Source organism: Paenibacillus sp. An7 (assembly GCF_009870785.1).
Classification (GTDB): domain Bacteria; phylum Bacillota; class Bacilli; order Paenibacillales; family Paenibacillaceae; genus Paenibacillus.
Genome location: NZ_WTWX01000004.1, coordinates 286,824 through 305,089, shown reverse-complemented (window position 1 = coordinate 305,089; position 18,266 = coordinate 286,824). Strand labels below are relative to the sequence as shown.

At 41.1% G+C, this 18,266-nt stretch carries 12 protein-coding genes and 1 riboswitch; of the genes, 1 reads left to right on the top strand and 11 read right to left on the bottom strand.

The features are described from left to right. Nucleotides 1-160: 160 nt before the first annotated feature. The 5 genes from GQY27_RS08270 to GQY27_RS08250 all read right to left on the bottom strand — a co-directional run bounded on the left by GQY27_RS08270 (nucleotide 161) and on the right by GQY27_RS08250 (nucleotide 7,493). A complete protein-coding gene (locus GQY27_RS08270; protein ID WP_160033126.1) occupies nucleotides 161-1,093 on the bottom strand; it encodes a hypothetical protein in 933 nt (310 codons plus the stop codon). Between the two features lie 28 nt (nucleotides 1,094-1,121). Continuing rightward, a riboswitch (cyclic di-GMP riboswitch) is annotated at nucleotides 1,122-1,214 on the bottom strand. A 267-nt stretch (nucleotides 1,215-1,481) separates the two neighbouring features. After that, nucleotides 1,482-3,299: an adenine deaminase gene (ade, locus tag GQY27_RS08265; RefSeq protein ID WP_160033124.1), complete on the bottom strand. Its 1,818-nt coding sequence runs from the start codon at nucleotides 3,297-3,299 to the stop codon at nucleotides 1,482-1,484. Nucleotides 3,300-3,449: 150 nt separating this feature from the next. Further along, nucleotides 3,450-5,819, bottom strand: a complete 2,370-nt coding sequence (gene helD, locus GQY27_RS08260) for an RNA polymerase recycling motor HelD (protein ID WP_160033122.1) — start codon at nucleotides 5,817-5,819, stop codon at nucleotides 3,450-3,452. Nucleotides 5,820-5,849: 30 nt separating this feature from the next. Continuing rightward, entirely contained in the window at nucleotides 5,850-6,320 is a 471-nt protein-coding gene (locus GQY27_RS08255; protein ID WP_160033120.1) for a pyridoxamine 5'-phosphate oxidase family protein, read from the bottom strand. A 108-nt stretch (nucleotides 6,321-6,428) separates the two neighbouring features. Next, nucleotides 6,429-7,493 (bottom strand): FUSC family protein, encoded by a 1,065-nt coding sequence (locus GQY27_RS08250; protein WP_160033118.1) that lies wholly within the window; start codon nucleotides 7,491-7,493, stop codon nucleotides 6,429-6,431. A 370-nt stretch (nucleotides 7,494-7,863) separates the two neighbouring features. On the opposite strand from GQY27_RS08250, the gene GQY27_RS08245 reads away from it, so the two are divergent. Then, nucleotides 7,864-9,084 (top strand): copper amine oxidase N-terminal domain-containing protein, encoded by a 1,221-nt coding sequence (locus GQY27_RS08245; protein WP_160033116.1) that lies wholly within the window; start codon nucleotides 7,864-7,866, stop codon nucleotides 9,082-9,084. A gap of 76 nt (nucleotides 9,085-9,160) precedes the next feature. Here the strand turns inward: GQY27_RS08245 and GQY27_RS08240 are convergent, their stop codons facing one another. The 6 genes from GQY27_RS08240 to GQY27_RS08215 all read right to left on the bottom strand — a co-directional run bounded on the left by GQY27_RS08240 (nucleotide 9,161) and on the right by GQY27_RS08215 (nucleotide 18,265). Beyond that, the gene (locus tag GQY27_RS08240) at nucleotides 9,161-10,594 is read right to left on the bottom strand and encodes an NAD-dependent malic enzyme (RefSeq protein ID WP_160033114.1); all 1,434 of its coding nucleotides are present in this window, start codon (nucleotides 10,592-10,594) and stop codon (nucleotides 9,161-9,163) included. Nucleotides 10,595-10,770: 176 nt separating this feature from the next. Then, nucleotides 10,771-12,861 carry a beta-galactosidase gene (locus GQY27_RS08235; RefSeq protein WP_160033112.1) on the bottom strand — a complete coding sequence of 697 codons (2,091 nt, stop codon included), beginning with the start codon at nucleotides 12,859-12,861 and terminating at the stop codon, nucleotides 10,771-10,773. Between the two features lie 65 nt (nucleotides 12,862-12,926). Continuing rightward, nucleotides 12,927-13,805, bottom strand: coding sequence for a carbohydrate ABC transporter permease (locus GQY27_RS08230; protein ID WP_160033110.1), 879 nt, complete (start codon nucleotides 13,803-13,805; stop codon nucleotides 12,927-12,929). A 28-nt stretch (nucleotides 13,806-13,833) separates the two neighbouring features. Then, entirely contained in the window at nucleotides 13,834-14,724 is an 891-nt protein-coding gene (locus GQY27_RS08225) for an ABC transporter permease (protein WP_160033108.1), read from the bottom strand. A 122-nt stretch (nucleotides 14,725-14,846) separates the two neighbouring features. Beyond that, nucleotides 14,847-16,529: a type 2 periplasmic-binding domain-containing protein gene (locus GQY27_RS08220; RefSeq protein ID WP_160033106.1), complete on the bottom strand. Its 1,683-nt coding sequence runs from the start codon at nucleotides 16,527-16,529 to the stop codon at nucleotides 14,847-14,849. Nucleotides 16,530-16,630: 101 nt separating this feature from the next. Further along, nucleotides 16,631-18,265, bottom strand: a complete 1,635-nt coding sequence (locus GQY27_RS08215) for a response regulator (protein WP_160033104.1) — start codon at nucleotides 18,263-18,265, stop codon at nucleotides 16,631-16,633. Nucleotide 18,266: the final 1 nt, after the last annotated feature.

The following is an 18,266-nucleotide window of genomic DNA, read 5'->3' as shown; positions in this document are numbered from 1 at the left end:
CTTCAGATTCCGCCTCGCGGCGGACACCCTTGCCCTTGGCTAACAGTTCCTACTGCCAAGCCTGTAGCGGACTTTCACCGCCGAGTTATCGCCCATGCCGGGCGCACATGAGAAAAAGGTGCGGAAGAGTATCCATGGATATCTCTTAGCACCTTTTTTATTAACGTCTTACGAGCTTTAACCAGCTGGCATATTCATGAATCGATATTCCGGTATACGAGCTATGAATGCTCGCTTTTTGTTCAACTATTTGAAGCTGTTCGGCCATATACTCGGGTCCTTCTTCATAAAACGTAATGAAATCTCCTTCACTGCTTTTATTTGTTTCCACAGCTATAGATACCTTCTTGCCAAGAGCAGAAGCTTCAGCCAGTTCATCAGAAGCCACATCATAGATTGCACTTGCTTTATCACGATAAGCCATAATGGTAACCGAATCATACTGACGAATCATCCAACTGCTTATCTTCATATCTTTATCAGGAGTTGTATAGTTATCAAGCCAAAACGGAATATCTGCTCCGATCTCCATATTGAGACGCTTAGCTTCACTAGTTAAATAATTCACATTCGATTGCCACTGTTTCACTACCTCATCAAGGTCCTCTTTCCATTCAGGAAGAACGTGAGGTTCAATGTCCACATGAATCCCGGAAAATTTTTCAGTCTCGCTTGCTTCATTCTGGTATTTCTCAATCCAATCAATAAAATCGCTCAAGCCCTGTCTGGATTTAGTAAGTCCCCATGAAGGACGACCGTCTAAAATCTCCACTTTAATGCCTGCAAGCGTTGCGTTATGTATAAAAGCTTGATAATAACGAGTTCGCACATCACGATTAATTTGTAAATAAATAACGTTTATATTGTTCTCCTTAGCAAAAGTCAGAACAGAATCGGGTGCTGTTTTAATCTGTGTTGCATCCCAGAGCCAAGTGGCAGTTTGACTGGCCCTAACCGAAGTGGACTCGGTAGCCTTGGTAGCTTTCATCGCTCCGGTAGCTTGCACTTCTTCCATTGTCCCTGCCCAGGGTACGAATGCGATAACGGTTGCCAAAATCATGGCGCTTAATTTCCTGCTGTTTTTTCTCCACATATGTCTGCACACTCCTTCGATTTTTCACATCGGCAACCGGCTATCATCGTAAGCCCTAAGACTTACTTTAGACCCTATGGCTTTGCGTCTTTACCTTTCGGTAAATTTGCCCTCAGTGTAAATACAACTATCCAATAGTCACAATCTTTTTCTTTTTACTCATTACTTTGAACTAGTCATACCTAATACAGAAATACGAAAGACTCATTTTCTTTGCTTACAATGAAGGTCCGAAGCCTTACATTATATATTTCGTAATTAATACGCAGTCTGATTATAGGTCTTTAGACTCATTTAGGTATAATACACTATAATTTCATAAAATAAAACAAAAAATAGGCGAGCAGACATGTGTCTGCTCGCCTATTTTGGGAGGATAACTATTTCATTACTCGAATAAGGAAACAATATTAATTCCCTCTGCGGAAATCTGAACAAGTCCTTTATCAGATAAGCGAAGTTCAGGAATCACCACTAATGCAAGTAAAGATAAGGTCATAAATGCATTATTCAGATTACATCCTGCATTCTGTAATGCGGTACTAATTCCTGCTGATTGCGATGCGACCACTTCAAATGGTTCCGTAGACATCAAACCCGCTATTTTCAGTGGGAATTCTGTCGTCCCTTCCTCCGTTATAACCACAACTCCGCCCTGCATTGCCGCTACTCGATTAGCTGCTTCAGCCATTAGCTCATCATTCGTGCCAATGACCATCAGATTGTGACTGTCATGGGCTACCGTCATCGCGATGGCTGCTGGACCACGGAATCCAACCCCTGAAACAAGGGCAACGGATTTGTCCCCCGTCATATGATGTCTTTCGATGACAGCAATTTTGCAAATGTCCTTTTCCGTACTTAGTTTTACTAACCCAGACTCCACTTGCACTTGTTCCCATATTTCTTTCGTTTCTACATGGTTTTCTGTCACTTGAATGATTCTTGCTTTGACCTCTCCCTCCGAGATCGGAGCCATAATACGAAAATCTTCGGTTCGAACGGGTTCTGCAAGGTGAACTGTACCCAGCGCATCCTCAGAATATACATAGGTTTCCCATTCTGCAACCATTTTTCCTGAACGTGCGACCACTTGCCCGGCAGCGATCGTCGTATCTACGTTCACATCCGCGAGATGTCCCTTTAATAGAATAATATCTGCAATGGAGCCAGGAGTAACCGAACCTACATCCCTCTGAACCCCAAATCGTTCGGCTGTATTAATGGTGGCCATCTGGAAAGCGGTAATCGGCTTTAGCCCCTGAGAAATTGCATGTCTCACAACAAAATTCATATGTCCTTCGTCCAGCAAGGACTCTGAACTTCGATCATCGGTGACAAGCATCATCCGCCGAGTATCGAGACCAAGTTCTGTTGCCGCTTTTACAGTTTCTGCTACATCGTGCCAAGCGGAACCTTGTCGTAATTTTGCATACATGCCCAGTCGAACTCGTTCTAGAACATCTTCCTTTGTCACACATTCGTGATCTCCGGTAACGCCTGCAGCCGCGTAAACAGGAAGTCTCCAATCATCAGATGCCCAAGTAAAATGACCGTCTACTGCCTTTCCGGCTCTGAGTGTTGCTTCAATTTCGCCAATCATTTTATCTTCACTATAGACTACACCCGGAAAGTTCATCACTTCACCAAGTCCAATCATATCGTCTCCCCAAGACAAAGCTTCTGCTACTTCCTCTGGACCAATCCAGGCACCTGTTGTTTCAAGCTCAGGACTTGTAGAAGGCACACAGGAAGGAGCCTGCATATATGCTGCCATCGGAGTAATTCTCGCTTCCTCCAGCATGTACTTAAGTCCTTTTAATCCGAGTACATTTGAAATTTCATGCGCATCAAAGAACCCCCCTGTTGTCCCAAGTGGCAGAACTGCCCTTGCAAACTCGGATACTTTCAGCTGCGTGCTTTCAATATGGCAGTGACCATCGAGTAAACCGGGGGCAATATACATTCCTGTGGCATCTATGATTTCAGTATCTGGTCCAATCGTGTGTGACACATCTTTACCAACATAAGCAATTCTTGCTCCTTGTACTGCTACCGATATCTGTTTGATGATTTCACCAGAAATTACATTAACAAGAGATCCACCTTGAATAACCATGGTAGCTTTCAAATCTCCTCTGGCAGTCGCTACTAAATCCTTTATGCACTCTTCTAATCCAGGTCTTTCGAAACGTTTTGTTTTCAAGTATGATCTCTCCCATTCATTTACTTTAGAAAAATATATTGTTACCGATTATAGTAGCCGACGCCTCACATGTAAATAAATTTAACTCAAAAAATCAATATTTTGTTAATAAAAAAAGCACTCCAGATTTTCATCTGAAATGCTTTCTCTTTAGTGGCTTTGTAACTCCTTGCTTCGTTTGTACTTCTCAGAAGGCACATCGGCTATAAATGGACTTACAGGACCGAGAGAGTAAATATCCAGCAAATGCATAGCTCTAGTGCAAGCAGTATAGAACAGCTTCCGCTCACTTTCTGCAGCATACATTTCTTTTGAACCGTCATAAATAATGACAGCATCAAATTCGACGCCTTTTGCAAGATATGCCGGAATAATCTGCACACCTTTGTCAAAACCGAGCGTAGTTTTCTTGACAAGTTTTGATGGCCTACTAAGTTTATTCGACATTCTCTCATATACATCTTTACTTTGGTCTGCTGTTTTACATATTACAGCTATGGATTCATAGCCTTCCGAAATTAATTGTTCCAATTGATGATGGATGGCTTCTTCCATTTTGAGGGACTGAGTAAACTCGTGAACCGTGGGCAGTTCTCCCTCCCGATTAAACGGAACGATCTCTTCGCCGTTTGGCAGCATTGCTTTTGTAAATTCCACAATCTCTTTCGTCGAACGATAGCTTCGTGTCAAACGAATGACTTCCGTCGATTCCGTTCCAAATATCTCTCCTAGCGGACTTGCCGCCTGCAGCACAGACGAGTGAGCATAGATCGCTTGATTAAAGTCACCAAGTGCAGTGATTTTGGCCCGAGGAAAGATTCGTTTAAAGAACGCTAACTGAAATGGAGAGTAGTCCTGTGCTTCATCAATAATGACATGGCGAATACCTGTAAAGATCCGGAATCCAAGCAGAGAATCCTTTAAATATAAAAAGGGTGTTGTATCTTCATATGCCAGTTCCTGAGCTTGCAAATGATCGGTAGTAAACCGGCTAATCTCCTCCCATGCAGCAGGTAAATTCACTCCTGACGAAATGAAAGACAGTACCTCAGGATCATTGAAAATAGCGCGATACAACTTTTTCATATCCACAAAACGAATGGCTTTCACCCATTTTCTCAGCGGCTTCAACCGATCCGATACCACCATTCTCGCTAAAATCTCTCGTTCTAAATCATAATCATCAAAGGTTTCCTTCTTGCCTTGTTGTTTCCGTTTCAATCTCTGATAAGCCCGGTGATAATCTTCCTTGCTAAGAAGCTGAATCTGTTCATCTACCCAAGGTGCATTCAGTTCACTTTTTCCGAATAGAGATAACTCTTTTAAGAGCCAATCTTTTAACAGCTCTAAACGGTTAGCAATACGGATGCTTTGATCATATTCATAAAACTTTATACGGATCTGTTCTGCGGATACGACTTCTTTCCCTAGAAAACGCAGCGGCCGAAACATCATCCCCCGCTTAGCCAGCATTTCTCTATATTTCGTAATCATGGTCAGAAACGATGGAGAGGATTTGAATTCAATCCCTTGAATTCTAGCCTCATAAGAAGGATCATCTTTCTGCGACAATACATACTCTAATTGCACAAATGGATCTTCCAGCTGATACTCTCTGCCGATTCTGCGCTCTAAATATTCTTGGAATGTAGTTTGAATCATGTTTTCCTCACCGAGCTCAGGCAGTACGGTAGACACATAGCTGTTAAACATAGGGTTTGGTGAAAATAAGATCATCTGATCTGCTTTCAGGTGTTCTCTATCTTTATATAATAAATAAGCAACACGCTGGAGAGCGGCTGATGTTTTTCCACTTCCCGCCGCTCCTTGTACGATTAGATATTTGCTCTTATCATTTCGAATGATCTGATTCTGTTCTTTCTGAATCGTTGCCACAATACTCTTCATTGTCGCATCAGAACTCCGGCTTAATACCGCCTGCAGTAATTGATCACCGATCGTAACCCCGGTATCGAACATGAACTTAATATCCGCATCTCGAATGGTGAACTGTCGTTTCAGTGTAATTTCACCTTCAATTAATCCGGAGGGCGTGTCATAAGAAGAATGACCGGGAGCCCCATCGTAGTATAAATTAGAGATAGGTGCCCGCCAGTCATATACTAGGAAATCCTGTTCTTTTTCTGATAAGAAAGAGGCGATTCCGAGATAGATTGACTCCTTCTCCTTAGAACCTTCTTCTATAAAATCAATTCTCCCGAAGTATGGACTCGAGACAAGCTTATTCATTTTACTAAGCGCTTGAAACGTATTTTTGTGACTGCGTTCGCGTTCAGAAAGCACTTCTGACTGCTGTCTTAAATTCGTTGAAGTTTCCCCAACATCATCTGCTTCACTGAAGTTAATTGTCACTTCATCCCAGAAGTCTTTTCTCATCTCTACGACTTCGCCGCGGACTGATCCGACTTCCTTTTCAAGTTTTTCAATCGCTTGACTTATTTGCGTTGTTACTTCATCTACTCGTTCTTGTTCTAATTGCCACTCATTGTCCGTGCTCAAGACGCTCTCTCCTTTTTACTTCACTTTATGTCAATATGGATTATGTTTTAGTATTTCAACTTGGGCCTGCCATCGATCAATTACAGAGTCGGGATTATGAAGTCTGACCTGGATCCCCGTCTCAATCTTGGCATACTTTGCTTTGTCTATTTTTAACGCATGAATATGCGCACTGAATCGCTCTCCTGTATGTATATCAGAAAGAACAGCAGAATGATGCTTTATCTGAAGTTTTATATAATATACAAGACCATCATAAACGATAACGAGCTGCGCTTTTTTACTCCGCATGAGGTTTATCGTGGTCATTGTGTTTGGCCATAACATCAGGTGAAATGTATACGGATCAGCTGCAAGCACTTCACCCACACTTATCATTGCCGAGTGCGGCCAGCCATCCTCGTTCACCGTCTGTAATAAGAAAGCCTCTTGCTGCTTATCTTTTAAATTTTCACCGCTCAGCAGTGTCATCAGTGCTTCTGGAATGGCGGTTTTCATCATCCTGATCGTCCCCCAAGCTCTACAAAAAGAATAAACCCGGACAATGTAGTCGGTGTCCGGGCTGTTTTATTATTGTATCCAATCCACGGAATGGATGCAAATAAACCACTATTTTTTCAACCAAGCAGAAAGTCCGTCTGAATTGTCTTTCGTCTCTTCTGAATCAAGTATGTGATCTGCAAGTCTGTTTAGTCGTTCTAACTGATATCCGTAATCATACATTGCAGCAGCAACAATCGATAACCTTAACATTCCTTCTCTGTCAAAATCAATTCGCTCTATAGCGGATTCCATAAATTCCACATTTGTCCTAACGAGTTCTTCCCCTTCATGATCGTTCGGTTTCAGTTTATCTTCAAATTTAAGCAGTACATGCTCATGAAATTTAATCAATTTTTCCAAATGATTGTCAAAATATTCATCCGTCTTCTCTGTTCTCTCTGACTGAAAATAATGTCTGTCTACTGCATCAAGTACAGCGTACCCTTTTTGAAGAGAAGATAACATGAGTTTGTAGACAACCATCTGTCTTGTTGTACTGAATTTTGCTCTTCTCAGCTTTTGGGTCTCTTCCTCAAATAAGCGATATTTATCTACAAGAGATTTGATCTGACCCTCTAGGTCGTTCTTTTCGTCGCGGAACACGGATTCCTTAATTTCATCGGATATCGAAGTTCGCAGCAGAAGCGACATACGGTCAAATACACTGCGTATCTGCATAACAAACTGAATTTTAGGCTTTGGAGGCGATACTGTCACGTTAATAACCGATGCGCAAATAATCCCCACTAAGGTGAGCAAAAATCGATTAAGTGCATAATTCCAATCCCCAGAAGCTTCCATAATGGATACAACGGTCACTAGTGTAAGCCCAATGGTATCCCCCATGTTCAGTTTCAGACAAATACTTATTACGAGAATACAAGCAGCACCCACCGCAATAGGTTCATTGGAGAATATCATTCCTCCAACTAGTGCAACAATGGCTCCAAGCGTAGTAGATTGAAGTTGGTCCAAAAAATACCGCCACGAACGGTATATGGAAGGCTGCATGGCAAAAATTGCGGCGATCGCTGCACCAACGGGTGACTGATCGATACCTAGCAGCATACTTACGTAAAGAGCAAGTGTTACTGCTATACCGGTTTTCAATACACGAGCGCCAAATGACATGACTTTCCTCCTCCTTATTTCTTTATGTTTATGGATGATTTCTTTCTTTACTTTTTAATGTGCAGTTTAGCTTTGTACTAGATGATTTCCCTAAAAAGCATAACGATTTATTGTAACATATCTTAGTATGACTTACGAGTATGTTTCTAACATATTTTTTTAAAAAAAGTGTATTTGGTGTACTCTCCTCTAATAAAATAACGCTGATTCGCTTGAATCATTTTTTAATAGAAAATCCTCCCAACTTTCTTGCATTAATTTTCCTCTACAGGTAAACTGAATGTTTGCATTGTCTTATACTAGATTTAACCACTCATGATGTATTTGAGTTAGACAGTGCACTTACCTACAACCTAGAGGAGTTGACGTCATGCTAAAAAAACAATGGGGCCTAATCACCCTCGCACTAGTAATGGTATGGTCCATCATGGGCAGCACTGTAAGTGCAGCTGCATCACAGAACCCAATCCGAGTATATTTGGACCAGGTTGAAATGAAATTTGATGTTCCGCCAACCATTAAAAATGGAGTGACTTTTGTACAATTCCGTCCTCTTTTTGAAGGACTTGACTACACCGTAAAATGGAACAATGCCGATAAACGAATTAACGCAGACAATGGTGAGACCAAACTGCAATTAATTGTAGGCAAAAAATCTGCACACATTAATGGACAAAGAACAAAATTACCTGCTGCGCCATACATAAGCAAAGGAAGCATGTTAGTTCCGCTTCGCTTTGTTGCAGAAGCTACGGGTTATAACGTAATCTGGGATCAAAAAAAGAAAACGATTCAGATCGAAACCGGTAAAGTCGATGACAAAACAAAAGCACAGGTGAATGCCTTTCTAAGCAAACTGAGTCAGGCAGAAAATGAACGCAGTATTGAGAAAGTGTCCGCATTAGTCGATAACTATGCCCCTTTCTATGAAGAAATGATTCATGATTACCGTGAATACTTCAAATCACAAGGTCAAGTCACCTATACAAAAATTAATCCTGTTAACATGTATGATTACGGGGCCACTGTGTTTGTTACAAAGACAAATACATGGAAGAGCGGTCCTTTTTATTTTGACGTCAAACAGGATCTTATCTTGAAACTCACCAAGGCATCGAATGGCAACCTGCAGGTATTCTATGAAGGTGTCATTTCAGAATCCTACGCAGCCGAGGAGCTCATCGGTAAGAAACCCGTTGTGCCGGTGAAAGTAAAATCAGCTATTGAGGAAACATTAAATACGCAATACGAAGGATACAACACAGAGAATAAACAGCTCTTATTATCATCATTTGATCCTACGACATGGATTTATCGTGATGTCATCTCTGTTCTTGAAGACGGTTGGTTCGAAGAATTTGATTACAGTTTATCAGCTACTGAGATGAACATCGTACAATATGATGGCGAAACAGCGATCGTTCATACGGAAGAAACAGATCTTGAAGGTGATCATACAAGCATGTACTATATGAAGCAAAACCTAGCAGGTAAATGGCTGATTGCTGACACTTTTGTTATACTACGCGATGAAGATGGCAAAATCAGATCCTCTCTTAGTGATTCAAGAGAAGCGAAGTTGATACACTAAAAAAAAACCCGGAAACGCAAATGCGTTTGCCGGGTTTCTCTTAATCCACGTTCCTTTATTGCTATATCTCGTTTCATCATGATTTGGTTTCATTGTTTTTTCTGGGAAATCTTCTTGCAACACCCGTCTGGATCGCAGCTTCAATGACTCGTTCTCGAATCCTTTTCACCACACGATCATTAAATACACTTGGAATAATATAGTATTTCGTACGTTCTTCATCTGAAATGGAGGAGGCAATCGCAGTGGCTGCTGCAAGTTTCATCTCTTCATTAATTACAGAAGCACGGCAGTCGAGTGCGGCTCGGAAAATACCAGGAAAACATAACACATTATTAATCTGATTCGGATAATCAGATCGTCCAGTGGCTGCGACTGCGACAATATCTTCGATTACACTCGGCATAATTTCAGGAACAGGATTTGCCATCGCAAATACAATTGGATCTTTTGCCATCGTAAGTATATGTTCCCTTGTTAGCAAGTTCCCTTTGGATACTCCAATGAAGACATCTGCACCTTTCAAAACTTCATGAAGCGTGCCTTCCTCGAGTTCTGGATTTGTCCGCTCTGCATAACTCTGCCATACGGGATTATCATAAACTGCTGTGCGCACGAGTGCACCTTCGCGATCGACACCAATGAGTCGTTTTGCTCCAGCGGATAACAAGATGTTACTGCAGGCTACTCCAGCAGCTCCAATTCCACAAATGACAATTTTACTATCCTCCAGCGTTTTTCCTGCGAGTTTAAGTGCATTAATCAGACCTGCATACAGGACTACGGCTGTTCCATGCTGATCATCATGAAATACCGGGATATCTAGTTCCTTGTTTAATCTTTCTTCAATTTCAAAACAACGCGGAGAGGAGATATCCTCCAGATTGATTCCTCCAAAAGCAGGCGAGATTGCTTTTATGGTGCGAATAATTTCTTCTGTATCTTGAGTCTGCAGGCATATCGGAAAAGCATCCACACCAGCAAACTGTTTAAATAACATTGCCTTACCTTCCATTACAGGCATCGCGGCTTCAGGACCGATATTACCAAGCCCAAGGACAGCACTGCCGTCGGATACGACAGCTACCGTATTTCTTTTAATCGTTAATGAATAAGCTTTATGGGGTTCCTCTGCAATGGCGGTACAGATTCTTGCCACATCAGGGGTGTAGACCCTTGATAAGTCTTCTCGGTTATTAATCGGCGTTTTGGGAGTGATTTCGATTTTCCCGCCCAAATGCAGGAGAAATGTACGGTCAGATACGTTAATAATCGTCACGCCATCTAATTTACGAACTTGATCAATGATTCGTTTGTTCTGTTCACTATCCGTAATCGCTACCGTTAAATCACGGACCGTTACATCTTGATTGGTTGAAATGACGTCAATGGCTACAATGTCTCCACCAGCAATGGAGATGGCAGAAGCAACTTCTCCAAAATTAATGGTCTTTGTTTTCATTTCAAGGCGGATAATGATACTGTTTCCATCCAGATTACGCTGAATCATGATGTTCCCTCCCGCAAATAATATTCCAAGCTTGTTCTTTTACCATTTCGTGATGATGCTTCCCTTTTCCTTCCTGCCTCAGGATTTAACAAAGAAGGCGGCATCCCTTCTGCTGATTATTACTTATCAGAGATGAGTGCCGCCTTCTGCTTTATGATTTTATTATTATTTCAATATTATTTGATCATATGCTCTCTTTTTATAATACGAACACTATATGGCTCTAATACAACCTGTTCTTGCAATGATTGATTACGCTCGGACGATGGAAGTCCGATTTCGGTGTAATCCGCGCTGTCTAAAGGAAGAACTTGTTCTTCTCCCGTATAGTTCTGTACAAATACATAATCATGCTCTCCATCTGTACGAACGGATACCGTTACCCCGCTAGGTAATTCACTATCCATGGATTTCTTAATTCCTGCTTCTTTAATAATCCCTTGATAGAATGTTTTATGGAATGATTCCGAGTTGCGAGAAGCAATATAATATGATTTTCCTTCTCCAAAAGCGTGTACGGTTGCTGCCGGTCTGCCTTTATAAAAATCACTTCCATAAACCGCTAGTGCAGTCGCACCTTCCAGATGAATTAAGTCACAAAGTTCTATCGCTTCATATTCGCCGGTAAGTCCTAAAGAATTATCAGCTAGAGCTTCAATTCGGTTGATTTGTCCATCATGAAGTCCATCAATTTCTTCTGACCAGATGCCAAGTGTCTTACGAAGCGGTCCTGGGAACCCTCCTAAATGACACAAATCATTTTCATTAACGATCCCTGACCAATATGTAGAGACAAACGTGCCTCCATTCTCCACATACTTTTCAATTCTCTCCCCAACCCCTGTTTTTACCATATAGAGCATCGGCGCTATAACAAGTTTGTATTTGGACAGATCTGCATCCATATTAATGATATCCACAGGAATCCCTTGATCCCAGAATACTTTATAGTGTGATTGGATCGTTTCATCATATTTAATTCCGATATTTCTAGGTCCTTGTGAATCCGTTATTGCCCAGCGATTCTCCCAATCAAATACGATAGCAACCTCTGCTGGAACTACGGTTCCTACGACATCTTGGAGTTCTTGCAGGAAGCTTCCTACCTCGGTTACTTCTTTAAAAACGCGGGTGTGTTCATTTCCCACATGGTCTACTACTGCACCATGCAGTTTTTCACTTGAACCGCGGCTCTTACGCCACTGGAAGTACTGTACAGTATCCGAACCATGTGCCACTGCTTGAAGAGAAGAAAGCAAATGCATGCCTGGTTTTTTCAGTTTGCTGACATCCTGCCAGTTCGTCATGCTAGGTGTGCTCTCCATCAGCATAAATGGTTTGCCGCCTTTAATTGTACGAACGATATCATGCATTAATGCAACAGAAGTTGCCTGCTTGCTATCATCTTGCTCTGTATCATGCCATGTCGGATAACTATCCCAGGATAGAACATCAAGAACGTCAGCAAATTTCCAATAATCCAGACCGTCAAAGTAACTCATAAAATTAGTCGTTACCGGTAAATCTGGGTTCACCTGTCTAAGCGGAGCAATCTCATGCTTCAAGAAATCAACGGTTTGATCTGTAACAAATCGTTTCCAGTCTAAATTCATTGCATGAACCTGAGTTTCACCGTGAGGCGCCGGAGATTCGATCTGGCTATAATCCGTATAGGTATGACTCCAGAAAGTTGTCCACCAGGCATGGTTCAGTTCATCAAGCGTTTCGTATCGATCTTTAACCCATTTTCTAAACGCATCCTGACAGTAATCACAGTGACAATCACCACCAAGTTCGTTCGAAATATGCCAGCCAATAACAGCTGGATGATTTGCGTATCGCTCGGCAAGTTTAGTATTGATAATATTCACTTTCTCCCGATATACAGGAGACGAATAACAGTGATTGTGACGGAAACCATGCAAGTTGCGAACCCGGTTACTGCCTACTCGCAGTACTTCCGGGTATTTGTGTGACATCCATGCCGGTCTCGCCCCGCTTGGTGTCGCAAGCAGTGCATAGATTCCATTCTCAGCGAAAGAATCTAATATATGGTCAAGCCACTCAAATGTAAATACTCCTTCCTCAGGTTCCAAAGAAACCCAAGAGAAAATACCAACGGACATTACATTGGAGTGAGATTTTTTCATCAGTCTAATATCTTCTTCTAGTACTTCTGGATATTTCAGCCATTGTTCTGGGTTATAGTCAGCGCCGTGTAGCATAATAGGTGCTTTATCAAATAGAGGTGGATATTTCTGTATCATAATTTTGTATTCTCTCCTTTATTTCCATCGCATTTATATTTCATATGTTCACTTGAAAGGATCTATTAACCTTTAACAGACCCCACCGTCATTCCTTTTACAAAATACTTTTGCAGGAATGGATACACAATAAGAATCGGAGCTGCTCCGATAAAGATTTGCGCTGCTTTCACCGTTGTTTGGCTGATGAGCTCCATCTCTTGTGGATTCATACTCATTGAGCTCATATCACGCTGAATGATAATCGTTTGCAGAAATGTAGCAAGCGGGAAATCTTTTGCATTATTAATATACAACAGTCCATCAAACCAAGAATTCCAGTGAAATACCATACTGAACAAACTAATCGTTGCGATCGAAGGCAGTGAAATCGGAAGATATACCGAGAACAAAGTTCGGAAATGTCCTGCTCCATCCATAAGAGATGCCTCTTCGAGTTCTTTCGGGATGCCTCTGAAAAAGTTCAGCATCAGAATTACGAGAAATGTATTTACAGCGGACGGAAGAACCAGTACCCAGAATGTATTCATCAAATGAAGGGATTGAATAACTTCGTAAAACGGTACAAGTCCTCCATTAAACACCATGCTGAATACGAAGATCCAGGAATAAATTGTACGGCTTCTAAAAACGCTATTTTCTTTAGATAGTGGATATGCCGCTAAAAAAGTAATCACGAGTGTAATGAGCGTACCAACGATGGTACGTGCTACCGAAATCATGATTGATCTAAGAAACGCAGGATTATTTATTGTCTTTTTATAAGCTTCTAAAGAAAAATCAATCGGAATCAGCGATACAATATTGGCATCGGCCGCTGCTTTACTACTAAACGAAATGGCAAGTACGTGTATAAGTGGAACGATACAAAGTATAGATAAAATAATAAGGAAAATCGTATTTACAACGTTAAAGACACGGTATGATTTTGATTTATGATACACAGTTTTTCCTTCCTCTCTTATCCTTTATTTAGAAGATACGGTACCCTGCCCACTTGTAGGCAAGTCTATAGGAGATTAAGATAAGGACCATACTAATCACGGATTTAAACAATCCAATGGCTGTACCAAAGCCCATCTCTCCGTTTAGAATCGCAGTGCGGTATACAAAGGTATCAATAATATCTCCTGTTTCATATACAAGCGGATTATAGAGGTTAAAGATTTGGTCAAATCCGGCATTAAGCACATTCCCTAAAGCAAGCGTTCCCACCACAATCGTGATTGGAATTAAGGAAGGGATCGTAATATGAAGAGTTTGTTTAAAACGAGTTGCTCCATCCATCTCAGCAGCTTCATATAATGAAGGATTAATTGTAGCAAGAGCCGCTAAGAATATAATGGTGTTATATCCAAATTCCTTCCAGACATCAGATAAAATTACAGTGAAACGGAACCAATTGTTATCCCCTAGAAATAGGATAGGGTTAACCCCGAACTCTCCAAGTACTCGGTTTACTAGGCCACCTGGAGCAAGCAAGTCCACCAATATTCCTCCAAGAATTACCCAAGATAGAAAGTGAGGCAGGTATACAAGCGTTTGTATAGAGCGCTGAAGTCCAACTTGTCTAATCTCGTTCAGCAAGATGGCAAACACAAAAGGAACAAGAAGATTGAAGATCATCTTCGCTACGGCAATGACAAGTGTGTTCCAGATAACCTGAACACTGTCATCTCTCTCAAATAAATAGCGGAAGTTATCAAGTCCTACCCATGCAGAACCTGAGATGCCTTCCCAAGGTTTATAATCTTGAAAAGCCATGACGATCCCGCCCATTGGCAGATAACTAAATAAGAATAAGAAGATCATGGCAGGCAGCAGCATTACATGAAAAGGCCATGTTTTTTTCAACATTTTCATCCACTTTTCCTCCTAAATTTCGTCTCCCAGCTCATTTTGAGTGAAGAAAAGCAGCATGCATGAATGAATGCATGCTGCTTTTCGGGAGTTTATCGTGGTAGTCTTACAATCGAATTGCAATCTTATTGGACACTGTCATACCATGTGTTCACTTCTTCTGTAATTTTGTCGCCGCCTCCAGCTTTCCAGGTCTCTACAAAAGAATCAAAAGAGTCTACAGGTTTGTTGCCATAAATAATTTCATTGAAGGTTTGATTCTCAATTTTATTAAGATAGTCAAGTTTTGATTTCATTGTTTCTGTAGGTGGACCTGTGAACATATCTTTGAATGAAATATCTTCTTGCGACATAAGCACCTTCGCAGCATTAGGAGTTTCAAGGCCATAGTTCGCTTGCACTTCACGTTCTAGTCTTGTAGCTGCTTCCTTACCATCTGCGAGACTGAGCAGAGCTTTCATTTGTGCATCTGGTATCCGTGCACCATCACGAACAAGTAGATAACGAAGCACATTTACATATCCGCCTTCAATTTCGTCGTATCTCTTCTGGTTCCCATTTGCATCGAGCTCATAGTCATATCCTTCGAATAAACCGAAATCATGTTTACTTCCTGCAGCCGGATCTGCAAACTGGTCAAACATGTAGTTTTGGTAAGTAAAGAATGCTTCCGGATGTTCCATATCTTTCTTAATAAGAGTCACTGCACTAGCATAGTTTGTTCCATGACGCATTGCTGTACCATCTGCTCCCGTTGGTATTGCATATGGTTTCCACACTGCTTTTGGATCATTTTTCACAGTATCCGTCAGCGGCCAGCCGCTCATCCAGTAAGGTCCAGGGATAATACCAGCTGTACCGGCCACAGCAGGCTCAGCAGTTTTATTTTCATCCCATAGAGCTACTTCTTGTGGAATGTACCCTTTTTCAAACCAATTTCTTAATGTTTCAAGACCTGCTTTCATCTCTGGCTGTACAGATCCATATTCAAGTTTTCCATTTTCGTCTACATTCCATTGCTGAGGTAGCGTACCTTCTGCCCCAAAGACCCAGGAAGGATCGCCCATCCAAGTATTCATTGAATTTTTGAACCCAATACTCAGTGGAATTACTTTATTCGGAGCAAGACCGCTTGGATTATTGTTCTTGAAGGCATCCATTACTTTTTCAAGTTCATCAAGCGTTGTTGGTGCTTTAAGATTTAGTGCATCAAGCCAGTCTTGACGTATCCACAGTAAGTAATCATTGTTGTACGCATAATCCAGTACAGGAATCCCCATTTTCTTACCATCACGCGTTACTGAATTCCATACCGTAGGGTCAATTTCCATTGCTTTTTTCCAAGTGTCTGAAGCATATGTATCAAAAAGCTCGCCCACTTCTCCGTAAATACCTGATTCAATTAGATCTTGTATTAGTTGTGATTCATTAGATCCGATTGTGATGATATCCGGCATATTCTGTCTTGATGACATCGACAATCTTACTTTCGTTGCAAAAGCACCATTCGTATCGGTTACAGACCATAGAGAGTTGATATTAATTCCCAGCTCTTCTTTTGCCCATTTCGTTGCGACACTATTTTCTATCGTTTCCCCATTCTTAAATGTGACTGTCGGATCAATTCCCCATGCAGTGGAGATCGTGACTTCCGGATCGTACTTTTCCTTGTATACGTTTTCAGTATTTGCCGGTACAGATGCATTACTATCACCTGAATCTTTACCTGAACATCCCATAAGACCTGCACTGATGACCATCGTTAATGCAAGGACAGCAAGTGAAGAAGTTTTCCACGTTCGTGCCATTTTGTTTCCCCCTAAATTTCTTTATCTTCATATTTTTATTATGGATGACATGTCTATTTTTTCCTATGACACTAATTTAAGGTTTCAGCACCTTTTACAACTTATTGCTCTCTATACTCATTTGGAGTTATGCCATAGTGCTTCTTAAACAGCTTGCTAAAGTATTGAGGATTTTGATAGCCAAGCTCAGCAGTGATCTCATATATTTTTTTATTCGTATGTTTAAGCAGATATAAAGCTCGTTCAAGCCTTGTACGAATCAAATATTCACTGAGGCTCTCTCCTGTCTCGGCTTTGAAAATCTTCGATAAGTACACGGGATGAAGAAATACTCGATCAGCCAGCATTTTGACCGTTAACTCAATTCCTTCTTCTTGCAGTATCATATCTTTTACCTGACTTACAATATGGCTTTTCGGTTCTGCAGGAACAGATACTGCCTGTTGAAACTTATAAAGTATTTGCTCTGTGTAATCTTTTAACAGCGGCGGATAGTGAATCATTCGTTCCACCAAATGAGGTTCAAGACCCTTTGCATTCAATTCACTGATCCGAAGTCCCGTTTGATGGGTGATATAGAGAAAAGAATTGATAATTGCTAGATAAATCTCATACATGTGCTCACGTGAGACCGGATTTTTTTCGATAATGGCAAACGCTTCATCTAAACGCTGTGAAGCTGCTTCCCACGATTTTCGTTCTAAAAGTTGCTGCAGCATCGGTGGTCTGTACAATACTTCAAAAGCAGCTTTTGATGATGGAGATTCTATACTTACATTTTCTCCTTCGATAAATACTACACCTGACTCCATCTGACGGTCCGCTAAATAAACAGAGTTTAAAGCGCGTCTGTAGGTTTCACTGATATCCTGTGGAAACATACATGGACGACTTACGATGACATGCACCTCTCCTCGCAAATATGCCAATACACTGGAACGAAAATTCTCAATATAGGGCCGAAGATGTTTCGGTTGTAAAAACTCCGATCCCCCACTTTCTAGATCATGTTGATCTTTCGACTGTAACAAGATCAATAGACAATGGTGAGGTGTTCTCCCTTGCCAGACATCATATGTTTCTCCAAAAATTTCTTCGGCCATATTACCAATTGCATACTCCATAAGCACTCTTGTTTTTTCATCATGTTCCATAAAACCTTTATGTAAATGAACAAGGATCATCGTTGTCATAGAAGAATAGAAAAGCTTAATCTCATAATCATGTAGAAGTTGGATCATTCTCTCGGTCTCGATCTGATCACCCATAAGAAGTTGACGGAGTAAATTTTCTCTAAGGAGCGTATAGTCTGATTTACGCTTATATAACAACTGTTGATACTTTGTAGCTTGTTTTCCTTCTTCGTCAATGGACTGAACGACCTGCTTCACGCTTTTTATAAAATCATCATCATCTACAGGTTTGATAATATAATCCGATGCACCTAATTGAATCGCTTTTTTCGCATATTCAAACTCACCATATCCCGTTAGCAGAATTGAACGCAGACTCGGGTACAGTACACTTGCTTTTTCGATCAGTTCAAGTCCATTCATACCGGGCATTCTTATATCTGTTATCAAAATATCGACGGGGTGAGCAGCAAGCAGCTCAAGGGCATTTCCTGCTGAATCACTCCTATATACTTCGCTGATTCCCAGCTCATCCCAAGGGATTGTTGCTTCCAAACTTTCTGTCACATAGGTCTCATCATCTACAAGCAAAACATTAATCATA

Excerpts from the sequence above, each read along its gene's own strand:
- GQY27_RS08245 (WP_160033116.1), top strand. The coding sequence starts at position 7,864 with ATGCTAAAAAAACAATGGGGCCTAATCACCCTCGCACTAGTAATGGTA.
- GQY27_RS08220 (WP_160033106.1), bottom strand. The coding sequence starts at position 16,529 with ATGGCACGAACGTGGAAAACTTCTTCACTTGCTGTCCTTGCATTAACG.
- GQY27_RS08235 (WP_160033112.1), bottom strand. The coding sequence starts at position 12,861 with ATGATACAGAAATATCCACCTCTATTTGATAAAGCACCTATTATGCTA.
- GQY27_RS08240 (WP_160033114.1), bottom strand. The coding sequence starts at position 10,594 with ATGATTCAGCGTAATCTGGATGGAAACAGTATCATTATCCGCCTTGAA.
- GQY27_RS08270 (WP_160033126.1), bottom strand. The coding sequence starts at position 1,093 with ATGTGGAGAAAAAACAGCAGGAAATTAAGCGCCATGATTTTGGCAACC.
- GQY27_RS08250 (WP_160033118.1), bottom strand. The coding sequence starts at position 7,493 with ATGTCATTTGGCGCTCGTGTATTGAAAACCGGTATAGCAGTAACACTT.
- GQY27_RS08225 (WP_160033108.1), bottom strand. The coding sequence starts at position 14,724 with ATGAAAATGTTGAAAAAAACATGGCCTTTTCATGTAATGCTGCTGCCT.
- GQY27_RS08215 (WP_160033104.1), bottom strand. The coding sequence starts at position 18,265 with ATGATTAATGTTTTGCTTGTAGATGATGAGACCTATGTGACAGAAAGT.
- GQY27_RS08255 (WP_160033120.1), bottom strand. The coding sequence starts at position 6,320 with ATGATGAAAACCGCCATTCCAGAAGCACTGATGACACTGCTGAGCGGT.